Annotated in this window: 20 protein-coding genes; 14 read left to right on the top strand and 6 right to left on the bottom strand. The window is 67.3% G+C overall.

Annotated elements, in window-relative coordinates:
• Positions 1-78 precede the first annotated feature (78 nt).
• On the top strand, positions 79-483 hold the full coding sequence (locus tag HWV23_RS11680; protein WP_178290575.1) for a zinc ribbon domain-containing protein: 405 nt from the start codon (positions 79-81) through the stop codon (positions 481-483).
• Positions 484-513: 30 nt separating this feature from the next.
• On the opposite strand, the gene HWV23_RS11675 is transcribed toward HWV23_RS11680, so the two are convergent.
• Entirely contained in the window at positions 514-1,509 is a 996-nt protein-coding gene (locus tag HWV23_RS11675; protein ID WP_178290574.1) for a hypothetical protein, read from the bottom strand.
• Positions 1,510-1,662: 153 nt separating this feature from the next.
• Between HWV23_RS11675 and HWV23_RS11670 the strand changes: the two genes are divergently transcribed.
• The 5 genes from HWV23_RS11670 (at position 1,663) to arsN2 (ending at position 4,425) form a co-directional block, all read left to right on the top strand.
• Positions 1,663-2,355, top strand: coding sequence for a 2'-5' RNA ligase family protein (locus HWV23_RS11670; RefSeq protein WP_178290573.1), 693 nt, complete (start codon positions 1,663-1,665; stop codon positions 2,353-2,355).
• Positions 2,356-2,463: 108 nt separating this feature from the next.
• Positions 2,464-2,826 (top strand): ArsR/SmtB family transcription factor, encoded by a 363-nt coding sequence (locus tag HWV23_RS11665; protein ID WP_178290572.1) that lies wholly within the window; start codon positions 2,464-2,466, stop codon positions 2,824-2,826.
• Complete coding sequence (locus HWV23_RS11660) at positions 2,823-3,689, top strand: arsenite methyltransferase (RefSeq protein WP_178290571.1); 867 nt, start codon at positions 2,823-2,825, stop codon at positions 3,687-3,689. Before HWV23_RS11665 ends, HWV23_RS11660 begins: the two co-directional genes overlap by 4 nt.
• A 2-nt stretch (positions 3,690-3,691) precedes the next feature.
• A complete protein-coding gene (locus tag HWV23_RS11655; protein ID WP_178290570.1) occupies positions 3,692-3,994 on the top strand; it encodes a hypothetical protein in 303 nt (100 codons plus the stop codon).
• Entirely contained in the window at positions 3,976-4,425 is a 450-nt protein-coding gene (arsN2, locus tag HWV23_RS11650) for an arsenic resistance N-acetyltransferase ArsN2 (protein WP_178290569.1), read from the top strand. The genes HWV23_RS11655 and arsN2 overlap by 19 nt, the downstream gene beginning before the upstream one ends.
• 32 nt (positions 4,426-4,457) lie before the next feature.
• Here the strand turns inward: arsN2 and HWV23_RS11645 are convergent, their stop codons facing one another.
• Positions 4,458-5,624 carry a 3-dehydroquinate synthase II gene (locus HWV23_RS11645; protein WP_178290568.1) on the bottom strand — a complete coding sequence of 389 codons (1,167 nt, stop codon included), beginning with the start codon at positions 5,622-5,624 and terminating at the stop codon, positions 4,458-4,460.
• 121 nt (positions 5,625-5,745) lie between these two features.
• On the opposite strand from HWV23_RS11645, the gene HWV23_RS11640 reads away from it, so the two are divergent.
• Genes HWV23_RS11640 through HWV23_RS11625 form a run of 4 tightly spaced genes read left to right on the top strand, consistent with a single transcriptional unit; the run spans position 5,746 to position 11,538 of the window.
• Positions 5,746-8,421, top strand: a complete 2,676-nt coding sequence (locus HWV23_RS11640; protein WP_178290567.1) for a transglutaminase domain-containing protein — start codon at positions 5,746-5,748, stop codon at positions 8,419-8,421.
• Positions 8,418-9,032, top strand: coding sequence for a DUF7269 family protein (locus HWV23_RS11635; RefSeq protein ID WP_178290566.1), 615 nt, complete (start codon positions 8,418-8,420; stop codon positions 9,030-9,032). The genes HWV23_RS11640 and HWV23_RS11635 overlap by 4 nt, the downstream gene beginning before the upstream one ends.
• Positions 9,032-10,366: a DUF58 domain-containing protein gene (locus tag HWV23_RS11630; RefSeq protein ID WP_178290565.1), complete on the top strand. Its 1,335-nt coding sequence runs from the start codon at positions 9,032-9,034 to the stop codon at positions 10,364-10,366. The genes HWV23_RS11635 and HWV23_RS11630 overlap by 1 nt, the downstream gene beginning before the upstream one ends.
• Positions 10,363-11,538, top strand: coding sequence for a DUF7519 family protein (locus tag HWV23_RS11625; protein ID WP_178290564.1), 1,176 nt, complete (start codon positions 10,363-10,365; stop codon positions 11,536-11,538). The genes HWV23_RS11630 and HWV23_RS11625 overlap by 4 nt, the downstream gene beginning before the upstream one ends.
• Positions 11,539-11,544: 6 nt before the next feature.
• Here HWV23_RS11625 and HWV23_RS11620 read toward each other — a convergent pair whose 3' ends face one another.
• The 3 genes from HWV23_RS11620 to HWV23_RS11610 form a co-directional block, all read right to left on the bottom strand.
• On the bottom strand, positions 11,545-12,507 hold the full coding sequence (locus HWV23_RS11620; protein ID WP_178290563.1) for an AAA family ATPase: 963 nt from the start codon (positions 12,505-12,507) through the stop codon (positions 11,545-11,547).
• Between the two features lie 71 nt (positions 12,508-12,578).
• Positions 12,579-13,682, bottom strand: a complete 1,104-nt coding sequence (locus HWV23_RS11615; protein ID WP_178290562.1) for a branched-chain amino acid ABC transporter permease — start codon at positions 13,680-13,682, stop codon at positions 12,579-12,581.
• A 19-nt stretch (positions 13,683-13,701) separates the two neighbouring features.
• Positions 13,702-15,048, bottom strand: a complete 1,347-nt coding sequence (locus tag HWV23_RS11610; protein ID WP_178290561.1) for an ABC transporter substrate-binding protein — start codon at positions 15,046-15,048, stop codon at positions 13,702-13,704.
• Positions 15,049-15,210: 162 nt separating this feature from the next.
• Between HWV23_RS11610 and HWV23_RS11605 the strand changes: the two genes are divergently transcribed.
• From HWV23_RS11605 to HWV23_RS11590, 4 genes are read left to right on the top strand one after another with little or no spacing between them, the layout of a single operon-like run.
• On the top strand, positions 15,211-16,092 hold the full coding sequence (locus HWV23_RS11605) for a branched-chain amino acid ABC transporter permease (RefSeq protein ID WP_211693239.1): 882 nt from the start codon (positions 15,211-15,213) through the stop codon (positions 16,090-16,092).
• Positions 16,089-16,910, top strand: a complete 822-nt coding sequence (locus HWV23_RS11600; protein WP_178290559.1) for an ABC transporter ATP-binding protein — start codon at positions 16,089-16,091, stop codon at positions 16,908-16,910. The genes HWV23_RS11605 and HWV23_RS11600 overlap by 4 nt, the downstream gene beginning before the upstream one ends.
• Positions 16,907-17,623 (top strand): ABC transporter ATP-binding protein, encoded by a 717-nt coding sequence (locus tag HWV23_RS11595; RefSeq protein WP_178290558.1) that lies wholly within the window; start codon positions 16,907-16,909, stop codon positions 17,621-17,623. The genes HWV23_RS11600 and HWV23_RS11595 overlap by 4 nt, the downstream gene beginning before the upstream one ends.
• A gap of 34 nt (positions 17,624-17,657) precedes the next feature.
• Positions 17,658-19,301 carry an AMP-binding protein gene (locus HWV23_RS11590; RefSeq protein WP_178290557.1) on the top strand — a complete coding sequence of 548 codons (1,644 nt, stop codon included), beginning with the start codon at positions 17,658-17,660 and terminating at the stop codon, positions 19,299-19,301.
• On the opposite strand, the gene HWV23_RS11585 is transcribed toward HWV23_RS11590, so the two are convergent.
• Complete coding sequence (locus HWV23_RS11585; protein ID WP_178290556.1) at positions 19,302-20,096, bottom strand: 2-amino-3,7-dideoxy-D-threo-hept-6-ulosonate synthase; 795 nt, start codon at positions 20,094-20,096, stop codon at positions 19,302-19,304. It abuts the gene before it with no gap.
• Between the last annotated feature and the right edge of the window lie 17 nt (positions 20,097-20,113).

Here is a 20,113-nt window from a genome sequence, read left to right as displayed (position 1 = left end):
CTCCGACGGTGAGTCATAAAAACGGTCGCCACGCCACTCCATGAGTTTATAAGCACGTATCGAATACCCTCCCCCGTGATGAACGGACGTGGCAACCGACGGCGCTTCGTGGCGGCGATGCTGTCGTTTCTCCAGCCCGGCATCGGCCACGTCTACCTCCGGGAGTGGCTCCGCGCGGCCCTCTGGGGTATCGTGTGGGCCGGGTCGTTACTCATCGTCCTGACGACGGCCGGCGTCGAACTCTCGGCCCGGAACCTGCTTGCGACTACGGCGGGCTTTTTCTCGGTCGTCGAGGGCTTCCCGATCGAGGCCGCGCTGGCGATGTTCGCGGTGACCGTCCTCGCGACGATGGATGCCTACTGGCTCGCCGCCCGCGAGAACCACCGCACCGGCGAGGTTCCGCGCTGCCCGAACTGCGGCAAGGAACTCGACCCCACGCTGGAGTTCTGCCACTGGTGTACCGCACGACTCGACGGGGAGTAAGCGAAGAACCCCAGTAGAGCCAGCCGGCGGTTACTCGGTCCCGTCGTGACCCCGCCATACCCATAGCGTCCCAGCGAGGACGGCGAGTAACGCCACGATGACGCCGAATCCAGGCTGGTCGGCCGGTTCGGTGGGCGGCACCGTCTCCGCTTCCTCGTCACCGCTGCCGACGGTCAGTTCGCCCGCCGGGACGCCGTTTACTTCGACGACGCCGTCGTTCGATTCCTCGAAGGGGACGTCCAGTTTCAGTTCGACTGTCTCCGCTGGTCCGACCGTCACGACGTGCGTCGAGACGTTGCTATCGGCGTGTGTCACCCGGAGGGTCGCCTCCGACTGCTCCGACCGCGCTCCGGGGTTAGTGACGGTCACTCGCACCGTGGCCGAATGGCCCACTCGAAGCCACTCGACCGGAACCGACGCGTCGACAACCGTGGGAGGCGACCCATCCGTCGACGAGACGCTACTCGGTGTAGGCGTCGGTATCGGTGTCGACGGCGGTTCGGGTGACGGTTCCGCCGTCGGTCGCGGCGTCGGCGGTGGCTGTGTGGCGGTCGGCGACGGCGTCGGGGTGGCCGTCGCAGTCACCGTTGGCGTTAGCGTCGGCGTTGGAGTGGCCGTCGAGGTCGGCGTCGGCGTCGACCGAGACGGCGTCTCGACCGTAACTTCTGTCGCGGGGGGTAGCGTCTGCTCGTCTCGTGGCCTCTCGTTCCGATTGGACCTCTCCTGAGCGACGTCCGGTCGGTCCGGCTCCGCCCTCCGCTCGTCTCGCTCATCCTCATCCTCATCCTCATCCTCATCCTCATCCTCATCCTCATCCTCATCCTCATCCTCATCCTCATCCTCATCCTCATCCTCATCCTCATCCTCATCCTCATCCTCATCTTCGTCGTCCTCCCAGTCATCATCGCCATCACCGTGGTCGTCAGCGAGAACCGTCGTGGTGCCGCCAGCCCCGAAGGCGGGGGCTGCCAGCAGGCCGACTATCGATAGGCTCACCACGAGACACACCTTCAGAGCCGGTTCCATACCTGTTGGACGGCGAACGTACAGTTCGTTATACGGGGATATATACTGGTAATACGGCCTTACCATCCGCGTGAACCACCTGTGGTTCGGCGGCTCCGAGAGCCACGAGTCGACCGACGAAGCCTTTTTTCGGACGCGGATGCAGCGCCGGATATGGCCGACGACGGGCTGGCTTCCAACCCCGCAACGTTCTGGAATCGTCGCCACGAGCTATCGCTTGCCCCGATAACCGACGAGGACGTGCGCCAGCGGGCGGGCGGCCGTGGGCGGCATCTGGTCCTGCTGGCCCGAATCACGGACGATACCGTCCGGTCCCGAGTCGAACCCATCCTGAAACGGCTCGATGGGTTCGATTGCTTCGCAGCACAACCGACGCGGAACCTCCATATCACCGTCAAAGTGCTCGGAAACGTCGTCGAAAACCCGCAGGACGAAGCCGAGTTCGCCCCGGAGGAAGAGGCGGAACTCGTCGCGAAACTCGATGACGCACTCGAGGAGGCCACCTCGTTTGCCGTCGACATTCCACGACTCAACCTCTTCCCGGACGTCGTCTACGCGGAGGTAGCGGATGACGGACGGTTCGCGGCATTGAACCACCGCGTCTGTTCCATCGCCGGGGTTCCTGTCCGGGAACGCGACCGAACGGGGTTCATCCCGCATCTGACGCTCGGCCACTTCACACGACGGGATGGCTACGAACGACTGCTTCAGTACCTCGAACGGAACCGTTCACTGGACCTTCCACCGAGACCCGTCTCCGAGCTCGAACTCGTCGCGCTGGATTTCTCCGACGGGCGGTTCCCGCCCTACGAGACGGTCCGAACCTACGACCTCTCCGAACCGTGAGAGGGCTTGTAGAGAGCATTCTTCCATAGCATTCCCTCGCCATCACGACCAGCCGGCAGTTCGGGGGAACTTTTATATTAGAGTATTCTAATATTAGCATATACTAAAATGAGTGAGCAAAAGCCGGACTCCCCGACACAGGATGCCCGACCGCAGACGTCGAACGGCTGCTCTACGGCGAGCCACGGCCTGACCAACGATGACATCGCCGATGACGTCCGGGCGCTGTCGACGCTGGGCAACGACACCCGGTACGAGGCGCTTCGGCTCATCGCCGAGGCCGACGAGGACCTCTGCGTCTGCGAGATAGAGCCCGCACTCGGCGTGAGCCAGAGCGCGGTCAGTCAGGCGCTCTCGAAGCTCTTCAGCGCCGGCTTAGTCGAGCGGCGAAAGGAGGGCCGCTGGCGCTACTACACCGCGACGCCGCGGGCGGAACGACTGCTCGACGTTCTCGATGAGACCAGACCATGACCGACGACACTACCACTCCGGATTCGGACGACGGCATGCTCACCGCCGCGGAACAGCACGCCGCCGTCCGTGAGCGGTACTCCCGAATCGCGGCCGATGCGGACTCGTCCTGTTGTTCCAGCACCGATGTCTGCGGTGAGACGGCCGCTGACGGCGCGACCGACCGCGGCTACACGGAGGCGGACCTCGATACCGTCGCCGAGGGGGCGAACCTGAACCTCGGCTGTGGGAACCCGACCGCCATCGCTACCCTCGAGTCGGGCGAGACCGTCCTCGACCTCGGCTCCGGCGGCGGCTTCGATTGCTTCCTCGCCGCGCAGGAAGTCGGGGAGTCCGGCCGCGTTATCGGCGTCGATATGACCGCCGAGATGGTCGCGAAGGCCCGCGAAAACGTCGCGAAGAACGACGCCTCGAACGTCGAGTTCCGCCTCGGCGAAATCGAACACCTCCCGGTCGCCGACGCGTCCGTCGACGTCATCCTCTCGAACTGCGTCATCAACCTCTCGCCCGACAAACCGCAGGTGTTCCGCGAGGCCCATCGCGTCCTTCGACCGGGCGGCCGCCTCGCCGTCTCCGACGTGGTCCGGACCGCCGACCCGCCGGATGACCGATTTGAGGCCCTCCGGGCGGACCCGACGTCGGTATCGGCCTGTATCGGCGGGGCCGCCACCGTTTCGGCGCTCGAAGCGATGCTGACCGACGCCGGGTTCGTCGACGTCTCCATCACCCCGAAAACGGACGACAGCGAGTTCATCCGCGAATGGGACGACGAACTCGATTTGAGCGACTACGTCACCGCCGCACGCATCGAAGCCGAAAAGCCGGCATCCGAACCGAGTAACCGACCGAAGACCACCGAATAACGATGCACAAGCCACCACTCGACCCACGCGACCGTCCAAGCCGTACAGCACCGACATGGAGAGCGATTTTCGCCCGATTCGGCGTCGTCGCCGCCGTCCCGATACTCCTCTGGGCAGTCAGCCAACCGGTTATCGCCACCCTTGCGCTTGCCGCCGTCGTCGCGCTTGGTGTCGGCGCGCGGCGTGGCTACCGACTGGTCCGCTGTTTCTACGACTGCGAGTCGATGGCGTTCGACCTCGGCGGAAAGGCCCGAATCACGATTCGGCAAGCGCCGACCGATGACCGATGCTGCCCGGCTCGATAACGCTCACGAGCGCCGACGCAGAGCGGATGGGGTGGCTCGAAGACCTGCTGGAAGCCAGCGGACTGCCGACAGGAGACCTCCGAACGAGCGAGGGCCGGTTTTTCGTTGCCAGCGTGGGAACCGAGCGTGTCGGCGGCGGAGGCCTCGAAATCTACGGCCCGGACGCGCTCCTGCGTTCGGTCGTCGTTCCGGAATCGAAGCGGGGACAGGGCTACGGGACGGCACTCTGCGATGCGCTGGAAGCCCGAGCGCAAGCGAACGGGGTAGAGACGCTCTATCTACTCACCACGACCGCGGAGGCCTTCTTCGACGCGCACGGCTACGACGTAATCGACCGTGAGACCGTGCCGCCGGAGATTCGGGAAACCGGCGAATTCACCGACCTCTGTCCGAAGTCGGCGACCTGTATGCGAAAAGCCCTCGATGGCTGAGAGCCGGCCGGTGAAATAGCCGAACGCGAACCCTATTTCTCGATGATGCTCTCGTCGACTTCCTCGCCGAAGTGGCGGGCGACCTCCTCGTAGTAGATGACCACCTCGTCGCCCTCCTCGAGGTCCGTGATGGCTTTGCGGCCCTCGCTGGTGGCGACCTTGATGGTCTCGGCGTTCTGCAGGAGCGTCTCGATGCGGTCGCCGTTCTCGGTTTCGGCCTCGATGCGGAACATCGGGCGCTTCTCGATTTTCGCGCGGCCGACGATGGCCTCGCGGGTGTTGCCGTCGGTATCGACGACCTGCACCTCGTCGCCCGATTTGAGTTCGGCGAGATACTTCGTCTCGCCGCCCGGCGTCCGGACGTAGGCGTGGACGGCGCCCGCGTTGACCCGGAACGGCCGGGAGGCGACATAGGGCGAGTCGGCGGTTTCCGCGTGGACGAAAAAGAGCCCGCGGGACATCGACCCGACGAGCATCCCCTCGTCGTGTTCGAGCATCGTGGCGGTGTCCACGCAGACGCGGTCGGCCGACCCGGTCTGTTCGATGGCGGTGACCGTCGCCGTCTGGAGGTCGAGCCGTTCGCGTTCGGTCTCGTCGCGGACCTCGACGGTCTCCCGAATCTCGTCGGGATTATCCGAATCCAGCAGGACGGCGTCGGCGCCGAGTTCAAGCGTCTCGAAGGCCGTTCTGGCCTCTTCGGCGCTCTGGACGCCCGTAATCAGGTCAGTTTCGTCGCCGATTCGGGCGATGAGGTTTTCGAGGGGGATAATCTGCCAGTCCTCGCCGATGACGATGGTGAAATCGGCGTCTTTGGCGGCTTCCTCGGCGAAGGCCTCGTAGTCCGAATCGAGGATGCGGACGTAGGCGCCCGCGGGGCCGTCGGTGCGGCGGAGCGTGGTGAGGTCCGCCGACCCCGAGAAGTCGTTCGGCAGGTCGACGGTGCCGTCGCCCTCGCCGTCCTTGCCGACGATAATCGCGTCGGCCTCGGCGTCCTCCTGGGCTTCGGCGTCCATCACGTGGACGTCGTCGCCGGCGAAGGCAGCGATATTGACCCGGCCGAGGTCACGGACGCGGCCCACGTCGCGCTGGTCGACGAGGACCCAGTCGACGCCGGCTTCGATACCGGCGGTGATACGGCGCTTGCGCGCCTCCCAGTCGCCGACGGCGTCGTCGGCTTTCAGCCAAACGGAGCGTGTCATGCTCGTCCGGTCGGGTGGGGCGGTATTTAACGTGGCGGAAGCCACAGAGCGGGGCCCCCGACGAACTAATGGTCCCGCAACCGTAGTTTAGAGGAAGTATGGAGGGCGACACCGGCGACCGATGAGACGGGCGATACTCGCAGCCTGCTGTCTCGTCGGCCTCGTTCTCGGCGGCGGCCTCGCGCCGGCCGCCGGGATACAGACGCCAATCCCCGACCTCGGCGTCGAGGGCGAGGGCATCGACGACGGCGGCCTCGGATTCGACGGGGACGGCGAGTCGATGGTCGGCGACGACGGCCCCGGTGCGAACGACAGTTCGGGCGTCAGTAGTTACGGCGGCGTCTCCACGGGGGGCTACCCCGAGCGGGCGACCGTCGGCGGCCGCCTCGAACTGGGCGACAGTCCCGAACTGGTCGTCGAAAGCCCCGAGCCCTCGCGGTGGCGCCTCGGCGCCTACGCCACCTACACCGGCGACGGCTGGGAGCGGGACGCCGCCTCGCGCGAACCACTCTCCTCCCCCGTACCGGCGGCCGGCGCCGACCAGCCGGCCTACGAAATCGACATCCAGGTCCGCCGGTCGTTCCGGTCGCTTGTGACGGTCAACCGCCCCGCCTTCGCGACTGCGGGCGACAGGCAGGTCTTCGTCGACGCGGAGCGGGCCTTCACCGTCGAGGAGCCGATTCGAGCCGGCGAGACGTACACCACGCTGACCTACGGGCCGGTATCGCGGCCCTCGGCGGCGGTCGCCAGCGACGGCGACTACCCCGAAGAAATCGAGGCGCGGTACACCCAACTCCCCGAAGACACGCCCGAGCGACTGGCCAACCGCACCGACACGATAACCGCCGACGCGGAGACCCCCTACGAGTCGGCGCTGGCCGTCGAGCGCTGGCTGGAGGCCAACAAGGACTACTCGCTGAACGCCACCCACGAGCGGGGCAACGACGTCGCGACGGAGTTCGTCTTCGGGATGGAGGCCGGCTACTGCCAGTATTTCGCCACCTCGATGGTCGCGATGCTGCGGACCCAGGGGATACCGGCCCGCTACGTCACGGGCTACAGCCCCGGCGAACGCGTCGGCGAGGAGCGGTATCTCGTCCGCGGCGCGAACGCCCACGCGTGGGTCGAAGTCTATATCGCCGACGTCGGGTGGGTGACCTTCGACCCGACGCCGGCCGACGAGCGCGTCGCGGCTGGCCGCGACCCGGCACCGCTCGATGAACTCGACGAAGGCTGGAACACCAGCACCGACACCGGGGACGACGAGACCGACCCCCTGACCAGAAACGACGAGACCGGGAGTTCGATTTCCGTCACGCTGACTGACGACCCCGTTCCGGGCGAGGCGACGACGGCCGTGGTGACGCGGGACGGGACGCCGGTCCGGCGCGCGGACGTGCTGTTCAACGGCGAACTGGTCGGCGGAACGAACCGCGTCGGCAGCGTCACCGGCACCGTCCCCTACGCCGAGACGCTGAGCATCCAGATTCGACTCACCGAGGGGACCGTCCGGTTGGCGCAGGATACCGACGAAGGGGCCTCCGCCTACGGCACCCGAAATCAGGGCGAAGCCGCCCCAATCGTCGATTTCGCCCTGCCGACGACCGCCGATATCGACCTGCTCGACGACCCCGCGCCCGGCGAACCTATCGAGCTGGTCGCAACCATTCAGGGACGGCCGATACCCGGCGCCGCGGTCACCGTCGACGGCGAGCGGGTCGCCACCACCGACGACCGCGGCAGCGCGGCCATCGAGTTGCCGGACGCCGAAACGACCGACATCGCCGTCGAGCGCGAGGCCGTCAGCGGCGACCGGACGGTCGTCCTGCGGTCGAACGACTCGGAGGCGGGCACGACCGGTCCGCTCTCGGTTTCGGTCACCCCCGAAGGGCCGGCCGCCCTCCCCTACACCTCGGCGAGCGTCCGGGTCGAATACGAGGACGAACCGGTGGCGAACGCGACGGTGACCGTCGACGGCGCGCCCGTCACCGAAACCGACGCCGACGGCACGGCCGTCATCCGTCTCCCGCTTTCGGACCCCGTGACGGTCACCGCAGCCGCGCCGGAGGGCTACGTCAACGCTTCGGACTCGGCGTCGAACCCGCTCGGCGAGACGGCCAGCACCGAACTCGGCGGCGCCCGCCTGACGGGGACGGCGCGACTCGGTGGCCTCTACTGGAACGCCGCCGGCGTCCTCGGTCTCGGCCTGGGTCTCGTCGGCGGCCTCGTCGGCCTCGGCCGGCGCCGCGATATCCGTGCCCGTCGACTCCTGGCCGACCGTGACCGCCTCCTCGCGGCGGCGGTCCAGTCGGCCCTGAGCGGCGTCGTCGGCATCGGCGCCGCCGTCGACGCGACGCTACCCGAACTTCGGCGCCGAATCGAGGCCGGCATCGCACTCCTGACCGACGGCCCGGGGGGCATCGCGACGCTCGGGGCGATGCTGGCGGCCGCGATGGGTCGGGGCCTCCGACGATGCGTCCCCGCTATCCTGCGAGGCGATGACGCGGCCGGCGCGGTGACGGCCACCGACGCCGACCGGCCGACGATTCGCGAAGCGTGGGCGGAACTCCGGGACCACGCGTCGGTCCCCTCGTGGCGGACCTCGACGCCGGGCGAAATCGCCAGATGGGCCGTCGAACACGACGGTCTCCCGGAGGATGACGTCGCCACGCTGCTTTCGGCCTTCCGTGAAGTCGAGTACGGCGACCGACAGGCCGAGGAACGGACGGCGGCGGTCGAGGCAGCCATCGAGCGGATACGCGAAGCATCGACCGAGGACGGAGGGACCGAGGCGTGAACGGGCGGGTCGAAACGGGGGCGCTCCTCGCCGGCCTCGGCATCGCGGGAATCCTCGCGGGCGTGCTGCTCGTCATCGCGCCCGGTTTCGCCGAATCGCTCGGCGTCGGCGCGATAGCGAGTGCCCGGTCGGTGAGCGAGGCCAGCGACCGCGCCTTCTGGTTGGCCGCGCTCGGGGTCTGTTGTCTGCTGTGGGTCGCCCGAACGGCCGGTTCCAAGACCGAGACGGGCGATTTCGGTGCCGTCTCGCGCTATCCCATCGATGACGGGACAGTCCCCACGGTCGGCCGCGGGTTCGATGCCGCGGTCGAGGCGGCCGCCGACGCCGCGGCCGAAGGCGACGACCACGACGACGCGAAGGAGACGCTCCGCTCGCTCGCGGCCGACGTCCTCGTCCACGCCGAGGGCTGTTCCCACGAGGCCGCCGCCGAGCGCGTCAGGCGTGGCGACTGGACGGACGACCCCGTCGCGGCGGCGTATCTCGCCCAGGGTCGGGAGGCGCCGTTCCGGTGGCGCCTCCGGACGTGGTTCCGGCCGCGGCGGACGACGAAACGGCGCATCGGGCGGACCGTCCGAGCAATCGAGGCACGGATGGACGGGGAGGGTCGCTGATGGCGTCGGCGCTCGGTCGGTTCGACGCGGCGGTGCTGGCTGGCGTCGTCCTCGTGACGACCGGCGCCGTCCTCGGCAACGGCGTCCTCTTCATGTCGGCAACGGTCCCCTTCGTCTACGCCGTCGCCGCGACCGTCTCGCGGCCGCCCCCGCCCTCGATAACCGTCGAGCGGTCCTTCGACCCCGCAGTTGTCACCCCCGGCCAGCCGACCACCGTCACGCTCACGGTCCGCAACGAGGGCGACCGCATCCTCCCCGACGTCCGGGTCCACGACCGACCGCCCGAGCAGGTCCGAGTCATGGGCCGGCCCTGCGGGTGTCTATCGCTTCGGCCCGGCGAGACGGATACTATCTCCTACGAGGTCGTCGCCGGCGACGGCGAATACGACTTCGGCGACCCGACGGCCCGCTTTCGGCCGCTGTCGGCCGTCGAGTCCCGCACCGACCGACTGGCGGCGAGCGGCGACGAGACGCTTCGGTGTCGGCCGCTGACGACGGCCCCCGAGATTCGGGCGGCCGCCGACCAGCGAATCGGCATCCGGACGGCCGACACCCCCGGAAGTGGCCTGGAGTTCCACTCGGTCCGCGAGCACCGCCACGGCGACGCTGCAAGCCGGGTCGACTGGCGGGGATTCGCCAAGACCGGCGACATGACGACGGTCAACTTCCGGGAGACGAACGCCTCGGAGACGGCCGTCGTCGTCGATGCGCGCACCCCGGGACGGGTCGTCCGCGCGCCGGGGCATCCGACTGCCGCCGAGTTCGCGGCCCACGCCGCCGAGCAACTGGTCGACCGCTTGCTCGCAGCCGACCACCGCGTCGGGCTCGCCGCGCTCGGTATCGACGCCGAGGCCGTCGGCGCGACGACGCCGAGCGACCGTGCCGGCCGGCCGTGGGTGCCTATCGGCGACGATGCGACCACGCGGACGCGAACCGAGGCGGTGCTGAAGGCGGTCATCGACGCTGCCGCGGCCGAGCGGGCGGCGCCGCAACCCGCCTTCGCCGGGAGCGTCCGCCACCGCGCCGAAGCGACCAACGCCGCCGCTCTCCGCGACCGCCTCCCTCGCGCTTCGGACGTCGTCCTCGTCTCGCCGCTGCTTGACGACGCGCCGCTGTCGCTCGCCCGGACCCTGTCGGCCGCCGGCCACGCCGTCGTCGTCGTGAGTCCGAACATGGCCGACCGTGCGCGCGACGCCACCGAGAACGGCATCGGCGCCCGGGTCGCAGGCATCCAGCGTGACCTCCGCCTCCGGCGACTCCGGTCGCGCGATATCCGGGTCGTTGACTGGGAGACGACCGGCCCGCTTTCGGTCGCGATGGAGGGGTCGGCGTGAGCGACGCAGGGACGATTGCTCCGAGCCGGCCCACACTGACCGCAGCGGCGGCCGCCCTGTCTGCCGTCCTCGGCACGCTCGTGGTGGCAGTCGCCGTCGACGGGACCGTCCCGGGACTCGCCGGCCTGTTCGCCGGGGCGTGTCTCGCCACCGCCGTGCTGGCGACCGCCGAAACCGACTACGGGGCCGCGATACCGCTCGCGGGCGTCTTCGGCGCGCTGGGCGGCCTCGCCGGACTCGCCGGGCCGCTGGCAGTCGCCGCCGTCAGGGTGCCGTGGCCGCCGATTCCGCCCATCGAGTACCTGCCCTTCGCGCCGTTCGCGGCGTTCGGCGCCGCCGTCCTGGTCGGCTTCGGCGCACTCACCGTCCTCGGTGGGTCGCCGCCGACCGCCCACGCTGGGCCGGCCGGAAGCCGGGTTCTCGTGGTGGCGGTCGTGCCCGCGGTCGCCCTGCTCGTCGTCGCCCCGGCACCGCCGATAAATGTCGTCGTCCTCGCCGTCTTCCTCGTCATCCTCGCACCCCTCGCCGCTCGTCTGACGCGCTCTGGCGGCGACGAGGTCCGTCTCGGCCCCTCGGCGTTCGTCTACGGCGGGACGGGAGCGGCACTTACCGCCGCCGTCTGGCCGCTTCACGGCCGCCTCGGGGATATCGCTCTCGCAGCCGCCGAGACCGAATCGGGTCGCCGGGCGCTCGAATCCCTGTTCGGTGCGCTCGGGACGGCCGGCGCCGTACTCGCGGTCCTGACGGCCGCGCTGGCGGTTTCGGGATTCTTCCTGCTTGGGGTTCGGGCCGCCGATGCGGTCGGTGTGCTCGGTGGGGCGGCCGGCGTCCAACTCGCGAGTCTCGGCGTCTTCGCGGCCGCCGTCGCCGCCGCCGTCGATGGCCTGCATCCGGTCGCCGTCTTCGCGACCGTCGCGGTGAGTCTGCTGGTGTGGGACCTCGGGGAGTTCGCGGCCACCCTCGGCCGGGAGGTGGGTCGCGGCGGCGACACCCGACGTGGCGAACTCGTCCACGCGGTCGGCGCGCTCGCGGTGGCCGGCGCGTCCGTCCTCGCCGCGACGGCCGTCGTCCGGGCCGCGAGCGTCGTCCCTGCAGCACCGTCGCCGCTCCTCGTGGTGGCGACGCTGGCGGCGACGGTCGGAACGCTACTGCTCTTCGTTGCGCTGCGATAAGTCGCCTCAGTCGTCGTCGGTCGCGACGGCCGGTACCTCCACCTCGTCGAGGACGGCGTCGATAATCGTCTCCGGGGCGACGCCCTGGACGGCCGCCTCCGAAGTGAGCACGAGGCGATGGGCGAAGGTCGGGCGGGCCATCCCCTTCACGTCGTCGGGGACGACGAAGTCCCGCCCCTCGATGAGGGCACGGGCGCGACAGGTCTCGAAGAGGCGCTGGATGCCGCGCGGGGAGACGCCGACGTCGACGCGGTCGTCCTCGCGGGTCGCCCGCCCGAGGTCGATGACGTAATCGCGGATGGCGCCGTCGACGCGCACCTCCTCGGCGGCCACCTGCAATTCGCTGACGCGGCCCTCGCCGAGGACGGTCCGCGGGTCCGGTGCCCGCGTCGTCCGGTCGGCCCGGCGGTCGATGAGCCGGCGGGCGCCCTCCCGGTCCGGATACCCGAGGGCCGTCTTCAGGGCGAAGCGGTCCCGCTGGGCCTCCGGGAGGGCGAACGTTCCCTCCTGTTCGACCGGGTTCTGCGTGGCGATGACGAAGAAGGGTTCGGGAAGGTCGTAGGTGGTGCCGTCGGCGGAGACCTGCCGTTCGGCCATCGCTTCGAGCAGGGCGGCCTGCGTCTTCGGCGGCGCACGGTTGATTTCGTCGGCCAACACGACGTTCGCAAAGACCGGCCCCTCGGCGAACTCGAACTCGCCGGTCTCCTCCCGGTAGATATGCGACCCGGTGATGTCGCCGGGCAGGAGGTCCGGCGTGAACTGGATGCGGTTGAACGAGAGTCCGAGCGCGGTCGCGAGGCTGCGTGCGGTCAGCGTCTTGCCGGTCCCGGGCACGTCCTCCAGCAGGACGTGGCCTCGCGAGAGGACGCCCGTCAGCACCGTTTCGAGGACGCGCCGGTCGACGACGACGCATTCCTCGACGGCGTCGAGAACGTCCGAACAGACGGCTGACGCCTCGGTTACGTCCATACCGGGAGATGCCGCGCTGCGTATTTGAATCTGTTCGCGGAACGGGCGAGCGGCAAAAAAGCGGCGCGGCCTCAGGGAGCGTCGCCGTCGTCGTCCCCGAGGAGGCGGTCACGGAGGCGGTCGATACCGCCCGCGACGCCGTTATCGAAGAACAGCACGACGATGAGCAGGAGTACGCCGAAGGAGAACTCCCAGTATTCCTCCAGCAGGGGGAACTGACTGATAGCCCAGCGGATGTACTCGTAGGTGAACGCACCGACCACGGGGCCGATGAACGACAACGGCCCGCCGATGACGGTCATGACGACGGGCGCCGCCGAGGCCGTCCAGTAGGCGTGGTCCTGCGGGTTGACGTTGCCGCCCAGGACGACGAGCATCGCACCGGCCAGCCCGGTGAAAAGCCCCGAGATGATGAACGTCATCCACTGGTGGTAGGTCACGTTGACCCCGACCGCGCTGGCGCGTTCGGGGTTCTCACGGATGGCCTTACACACCATCCCGAACGGCGACTGGACGATGCGCCACAGCGCGTAGATACTGGCGATGAAGACGAACACCGTCAGGAAGTAGTACGCCAGCGGGTTCGTGAGGTTGACAAGCGCAAACTCGACGCCGAAGAGCGTGACGTCCCCGGGGATGAACGTCAGGCCGTCGGACGCGTTGGTGAAGTTCCCGTCGCCGATGCCGAGGATTGCCCCGAGTTGGCCGGGGACGTCCTGATTCGCCATCGCGTAGATGGCCATACTGAACGACAGCGTGATCAACGCGAAGTATATCTCTTCGAGTTGGACGGCCAGATAGCCGATGAAGACGGCGAAGATACCGGCGACGATGATGCCGAGGGTTATCGCGAGTAGCCATGTGGCTATCGGCGCGACACCGCCGAAGAGGTCGAGATAGGCCCCGAGGACGGTGAAGGTCTTCGCGGCCGTGTAGCCGGCGACGGCCACGAACATCGCGTGACCGAACGACAGCAGGCCGGTGTACCCGTACAGCAGGTTGAACGCCGACGCGAAGATGGCGAAGATCAGCGTCTCGGTAAGCAGGGAGATGTGGTAGCCCGCGAGTCTACCTACGAAGATGACCTGAAACAGCAGCGGAATCAGCAGGAGGACCACCGTCGCAATCGCTAACAACGTCTTCGGGTCCTCATCCGTCAACAGCCGTCTGCGCATGCTGATACTCATCGATGTCTTAGATACCCGGCGGGAGGTCGCTTCCGGACAGCAGGTCCTCGGCGGTACTCCGGTCGAGGGTGTAGGTCTCGGTGTTGGTCAGGCCGACGCCCTCGTAGGGCACGTCGGCGTCCATCGACGTCTCACCGATGACCGTCGGCGCCGAGGCCTGATGGCTGTCCTCGTCGATGGTCCACGTTCCGCGCGGGCCCGTGAACTCCATGCCCTCCATCTCGGAGATGATGTCGTCGGGGTTCGTGCTGCCGGCGGCCTCGATGGCCTCCTTGTAGAGGAAGGGAGCCGCGTAGGAACTGCCGCCTGTAAAGGACGGGTACGGGTTGACGTCGGTCCCCGAGTATTCCTCCTCGTACGCCTGGAGGAACGCCTCGTTTTCGGGATTGTCGAAGGCCGACCCCCAGTACCACCCGGAGTAGTGTAGGCCTTCGGGCATCGTATCGCCGAGGGCTTCGAAGCCGTTGGGGTCGGCGCCGATGGTGTCGAAGACGTCGTCGACCTGGTCGAACAGGCCCTGCTCGTCGGCCTGCTGGACGAAGGTGACGACGTCGCCGGCCCAAAAACTCGTGAACACGAGGTCGGGGTCGGCGTCGAGTACCTGATTGATCTGCGGCGTCATGTCGCTGGCACCGAGGGCGGGGAACGCCGAGGCGACGTACTCGTGGCCGGCACCGAGTCCGTCGGAGTAGGCCTTGAAGTAGTCCCAACACTGCTGGCCGTAGGCGTAGTCCGGCCCGAGGTTCGCGATGCGGGCCGACCCGTAGTTGTCGTTGATCCACTTCGCGATGGCATAGCAGTTGATGGACGTGTTCGCGTTCGTCCGGAAGAGGTTCGGCACTGCCGCGGCCGTCCCCTCGTCCTCGTAGTAGTTGCCGTAGGTCTCGACGTCGGGTTCGGTCGCGAACGGCGTCCCGATGTCGGTCAGCGTAAAGGGCACGCCCAACTGCTCGATGGTTGGCCCGGAGTTCAACGTCACCCCCGAGGAGGTCAGCCCCAGCATGAGGTCGGCGTTTTCCTCCTGGACGAGGCTTCGCATCTGGCCCTGTGGGTCCTCACCGTGGTCCCGGAAGATGGCCTCGACCTCCCGGCCGTCGATGCCTCCGTCCTCGTTGATCTCGTTGACGGCGACCTCTGCGGCCGCACGTGAGGAAGCCCCCAACTGTTCGGCCACGCCCGACAGCAGATACACTGCCCCGAGCGTAATCGTATCGTCGCCGCCACCATCACCGATACAGCCGGCGAACGCAGCCGTCGCACCGGCCCCGGCGGCAGCCAGGAACCCGCGGCGTCGAACGCCCGCGCGCCCGCCGTTTTCTTCCGGTCCCGAACCGTCCGTGTGTTTGTCTAACATGGACTCCCGATACCTTCGTGAATGACTCACATAATAGTACGGGTTGATATACAAACCCACCACTAATATGATACGATAGAACTCCAGTCAAGGTCGCTGGTAGTGGCCGAAACACCGGTTTTCGGCGAAAGATTTAATCTATATCTGACAATGGTCCATGTTATGTCGTTCCACTCTCTGGTCTTCGATCAGATTATCACGGGAGTCAGTATCGGGAGTCGGCTGTTTCTGGTGGCAGTCGGACTGAGCCTGATTTTCGGGGTGTTAGACGTCCTCAACTTCAGCCACGGCGTCCTCTATATGGTCGGCGCCTACATGGCCGTCGTGGCCGTCGAGAGCGCGGTCGGGAACTTCTTCCTCGGCATCGTCGCCGCAATCGTCGTCGTCGCGGTCATCGGTGGAATCCTGGAGATAGTCTTCATACGACGGTTATACGGCCGCGAAGAGGAGGTCCTCGACCAGTTGCTGTTGACCTTCGCGTTCGTGTTGATAATCACCGACGGGGTTCGGGCGGTATTCGGGTCCCAATCCCGGCTGGTCAGCGCCCCCGAGGTGTTGAGCGGCTCGGTCCGGTTCACCTCGAGCCTCGCGATTCCGGTCTATCGGGCCTTCGTCATCGTGATGGCGGTACTCGTGTTGGCCGGCATCCTCGCGGCGCTCCGGTATACGAACATCGGGCGTATCGTACGTGCGACCACGAGCGACCGTGAGATGGCACGGTTGCTCGGCATCAACGTGCCGAAGCTCTACACCGGCGTCTTCATCGTCGGCGCAGCGCTGGCCGGTCTCGGCGGCGCTCTCGCCGCGCCCATGCAATCGGTTTCGCCGGGGCTCGGCAATCAGGTCATCGTCGACGCGTTCGTCGTCGTCGTCATCGGTGGCCTCGGCTCCTTTACGGGTGCGTTCGTGGGCGCGATGATTATCGGCCTGCTCATCGCACTCGGCAGCGGCGTCGCGGGCGCGGGTGTTCTCTTTCCCTTCCTGGCGATGATCGCCGTGTTGGTCTGGCGTCCGACCGGCCTCTTCGGGGGTGCTGAAGCATGACTAACGTGCTCGAAACGCGGGGACTCACCAAGGAGTTCGGCCGCCTCGTCGCCGTCGACGACGTCACCGTCGAGATCGACTCCGAGGACATCACCAGCATCATCGGACCGAACGGCGCCGGCAAGACGACCTTCTACAACCTGCTTGCCGGCCAGTATGAACCGACGGCGGGGTCGGTTCACATCCGTCCCCGGGATGGCGACGAACTCGTGGAGACGACTGGCAACCCGCCCCACGAAATCAACCGCCTCGGTCTCTCGCGGGCCTTCCAGATTAACAACGTCTTCGAGGGGCTGTCGGTCATCGACAACGTCCGCATCGCCCGTATCAGCCACGAGGGACGGACCCTCGACGTACGCTCTCGTGCGCGGGACGACACCGAACTGACCGAACGGGCCCACGAGATTCTGGAGTTGACCAATCTGGAAGACGTCGCCCACGAAGAGTGCGCGAACCTCTCACACGGTGACGTCCGAAAGGTCGAAATCGCGGTCGCGCTCGGCACCGACCCCTCGGTTGTCCTGCTGGACGAACCGACCGCGGGGATGAACCCCAGCGAGACCGACCGGATGGTGGAACTGGTTCGGGACCTCGATGAGACGACCGAGACCACGTTCGTCCTGACCGAACACGACATGGACGTCGTGTTGGGCATCTCCGACCGCATCCTCGTGCTCGACAACGGCGAACTCATCGCCCGCGGCACGCCGGAGGACGTAATGGCCAACGAACGCGTCCGCAAGGCCTACCTCGGAATCGACGACGAGGAGGACACACCCGATGGACCTGCCGGGTTCGAAGGAGGTGAGCAGGCATGAACATCCTCGAACTCTCCGAGGTGAACGCCTACTACGGCAACAGCCACGTGCTGTTCGACCTGGAGATGGCCATCGAGGAAAACGACGTCGTGACGCTGCTGGGACGGAACGGCGCCGGCAAAACGACGACCCTCCGTTCGATTACGGGGACGGTCCCGCGCCGGGAGGGCCGAATCGAGTTCCGCGGCGACGACATCAGTGACATGTCCGTCGAGGGGATCAGCAAGCGCGGCATCAAACTCGTCCCGGAGGAACGTCGGGTCTTCCCGACGCTAACCGTCGTCGAGAACATCCAACTGGCCCACGAACTCGCCAAAGACCCCCGGGAAATCGAGGAGATGTTCGAGATATTCCCCGTGCTGGACGACCTCCGGAAAAATCAGGGCGAGAACCTCTCGGGCGGCGAACAGCAGATGCTGTCGGTGGCCCGGGCGCTGGTCCAGAACCCCGACCTCCTGTTGCTCGACGAACCGACAGAGGGCCTCGCACCGGTCATCGTCGAGGACCTCCGGGAGGTCCTCGGGGACGTCGTCGACCGGGACGTGACCGTCCTGATGACCGAACAGAACGTCGATTTCGCGCTCGACCTCGGCGAGACCGCCTACATCATCGACAAGGGGTCGAACGTCTGGGAGGGCCCCGTCTCCAACCTCCGGAAACGCGAGGACCTGCTGGACGAGTACCTCTCCGTCGGGGGCGGCGAGGCGGAGTAAGCACCCCGAATATACGATACTCACCGACATAGCCATGACCTGGAACATCACGCTTCCGACCGGCAGTTACGAGACGGCCCGCGAGGAGTTCAACTGGGACGTGCCGGCCGACTACAACGCGGCCCACGATCTCGTCGGCAAGCACGAGGACCCCGAGGCGAGAGTCGCCCTCTTTCAGGCCTATCCGGACGGCCGCCGGGAGACATACACCTTCGCGGACCTCGACCGCCTCTCGGACCGCTTTGCGAACGCGCTCGCGGATGCGGGCATCGAACGCGGCGACCGGGTCGGTGTCGTCCTCCCACAGGTTCCGGCCAACCCGATAACGCATCTGGCCTGCTGGAAACTCGGCGCCATCTCGATGCCGCTGTCGGTGCTGTTCGGCCCCGACGCGCTCGAATACCGCCTCGAAGACAGCGCTGCAACGGCCGTCCTCGTCGATACCGACCGCTACGAGGCCGTCGACGCCGCCAGCGAGAACTGCCCGGACCTCGAGGAGGTCATCGAAGTCGACTGGAAACACGACGGGGGCCACGAGGCGCCGAACTCCTTCAGCAACATGTTGACGGAGGCCTCGCCGTCGTTCGAGGCCGTCGACACTGGCCCGGAGACGCCGGCCATCATCATGTACACCAGCGGATCGACCGGCCCGCCGAAGGGCGCCCTCCACAGCCACGACGTCTGGCTCGGCCACTGTCCGGCCTTCAAGATGTACTTCGAACTCGACCTCGCGGGGACGGTCTGCTGGACGCCCGCGGACTGGGCGTGGATCGGCGCCCTCGGGGACTTGCTGTTTCCGGCGTGGCACTACGGCCGACCCGTCGTCGGCTACCCGATGGGCGAGTTCGACGCCGAAACCGCCTTCGACCTCATGGAGGAGTTCCGAATTACCTCGGCGTTCCTGCCGCCGACGGCCATCCGGATGATGATGAACGTCGACGCCGACGACTACGACCTCGCCCTCGAAGCGGTCTGTTCCGGCGGCGAACCGCTGACGCCCGAGATTATGGAGTGGGCCGATTCGGAACTGGAAGGCGTCGCGATGAACGAACTCTACGGCCAGACGGAGGCGAACCTGCTGGTGTCGAACTGCCAGTCGTGGTTCACCGCGAAACCGGGCAGCATGGGCAAGCCGGTGCCGGGCCACGACGTCGGCATCGTCGATTCGGAGACCGGCGAGGAACAACCGCGCGGCGAGGTCGGCGAAATCGCCGTCAAACGCGAGGGCGACCCCGTCCTCTTCGAGGAGTACTGGAACCAGCCCGAAAAGACCGACAGCGTCCGCGTCGCCGAGTGGCACCTCACGGGTGACCTCGCCGAACAGGACGAGGAGGGCTACATCTGGTTCAAATCACGCGACGACGACCTCATCATCACCAGCGGCTACCGCGTCGGTCCCGGCGAAGTCGAGGAAGCCATCCTCGAACACCCGAAAATCGAACAGGCCGGAGTGGTGGGGATTCCGGACGATACGCGCGGCGAGGTCATCAAGGCCTTCTGCCAACCCGTCGCCGGCGTCGAGGCGGACGATGGCCTCAAGGAGGCGGTCCGCACGCTCGTCAAGGAGAACCTCGCGAAACACGAATACCCGCGCGAAATCGAGTTCGTCGACGAACTGCCGACGACGACGACCGGAAAAATCAGGCGGACGGACCTCCGCGAGCGGGAAACCGACTAATCAGGCCTCGACCGCGAGGCCGGACCGTTCGAGGGCGTCCTCGGCCGACAGGTCGTCGTGGACGACGAGCGAAACGGCGCGCGCCATCTTTTCTGGGTCGTCGTGCTGGAAAATCGTCCGCCCCATCGAGACGCCAGCGCCGCCGGCGTCCATCGCGCCGCGGACGTCCTGCAGGGCCGCGAGGTCGCCGTCCGGCGACCCACCGGCGATGAGGACGGGCAGCGAGGTCGATTCACAGACGTGCTCGAAGGACTCGGCATCGCCGCTGTAGCCCGTCTTGATGAGGTCAGCGCCCAGTTCCTCGCCGAGGCGGACGGCGTGGCCGAGGGCTTCGGGGTCGTCGCCCTCGATGCCGGGGCCGCGGGCGTAGGTCATCGCCAGCACGGGAATGCCGTATTCGGCGGCCTCCTCGGTCACTTCGGCGAGTTCCGACATCTGTTCGGGTTCGTAATCGGAGCCGACGTTGAAGTGGAAGGAGACGGCGTCGGCGCCGGCGCGGATGGCCGACTTTACCGAGCCGGTCGTCCGTTTGTCGTTGGAGTCCGGGCCGATAACCGTCGAGCCGTTGAGATGGACGATATAGCCCGCGCCGTTCGTGTTGCCGTGGACGCGGTCGGCGATGCCCTTCTGGGTCAGTACGGAGTCGGCGCCGCCGCGGGTGACGGCGTCGATGGTCGATTCGACGTCTTTCAGGCCTTTGACGGGCCCGAGTGTGATGCCGTGGTCCATCGGCACGGTGACGTAGCGGCCGTCCGTGCCGATGCGGTCGAGGCGTGCAGCGGTCCCTGTTGTCATATGTGTGGGTGTGGTAG

It is taken from the genome of Natronomonas halophila (assembly GCF_013391085.1).
In the GTDB taxonomy this organism is placed as follows: Archaea; Halobacteriota; Halobacteria; order Halobacteriales; family Haloarculaceae; genus Natronomonas; species Natronomonas halophila.
The sequence above is the reverse complement of the archived record's forward strand: the minus strand, read 5'-3'. Positions and strand labels throughout refer to the sequence as shown.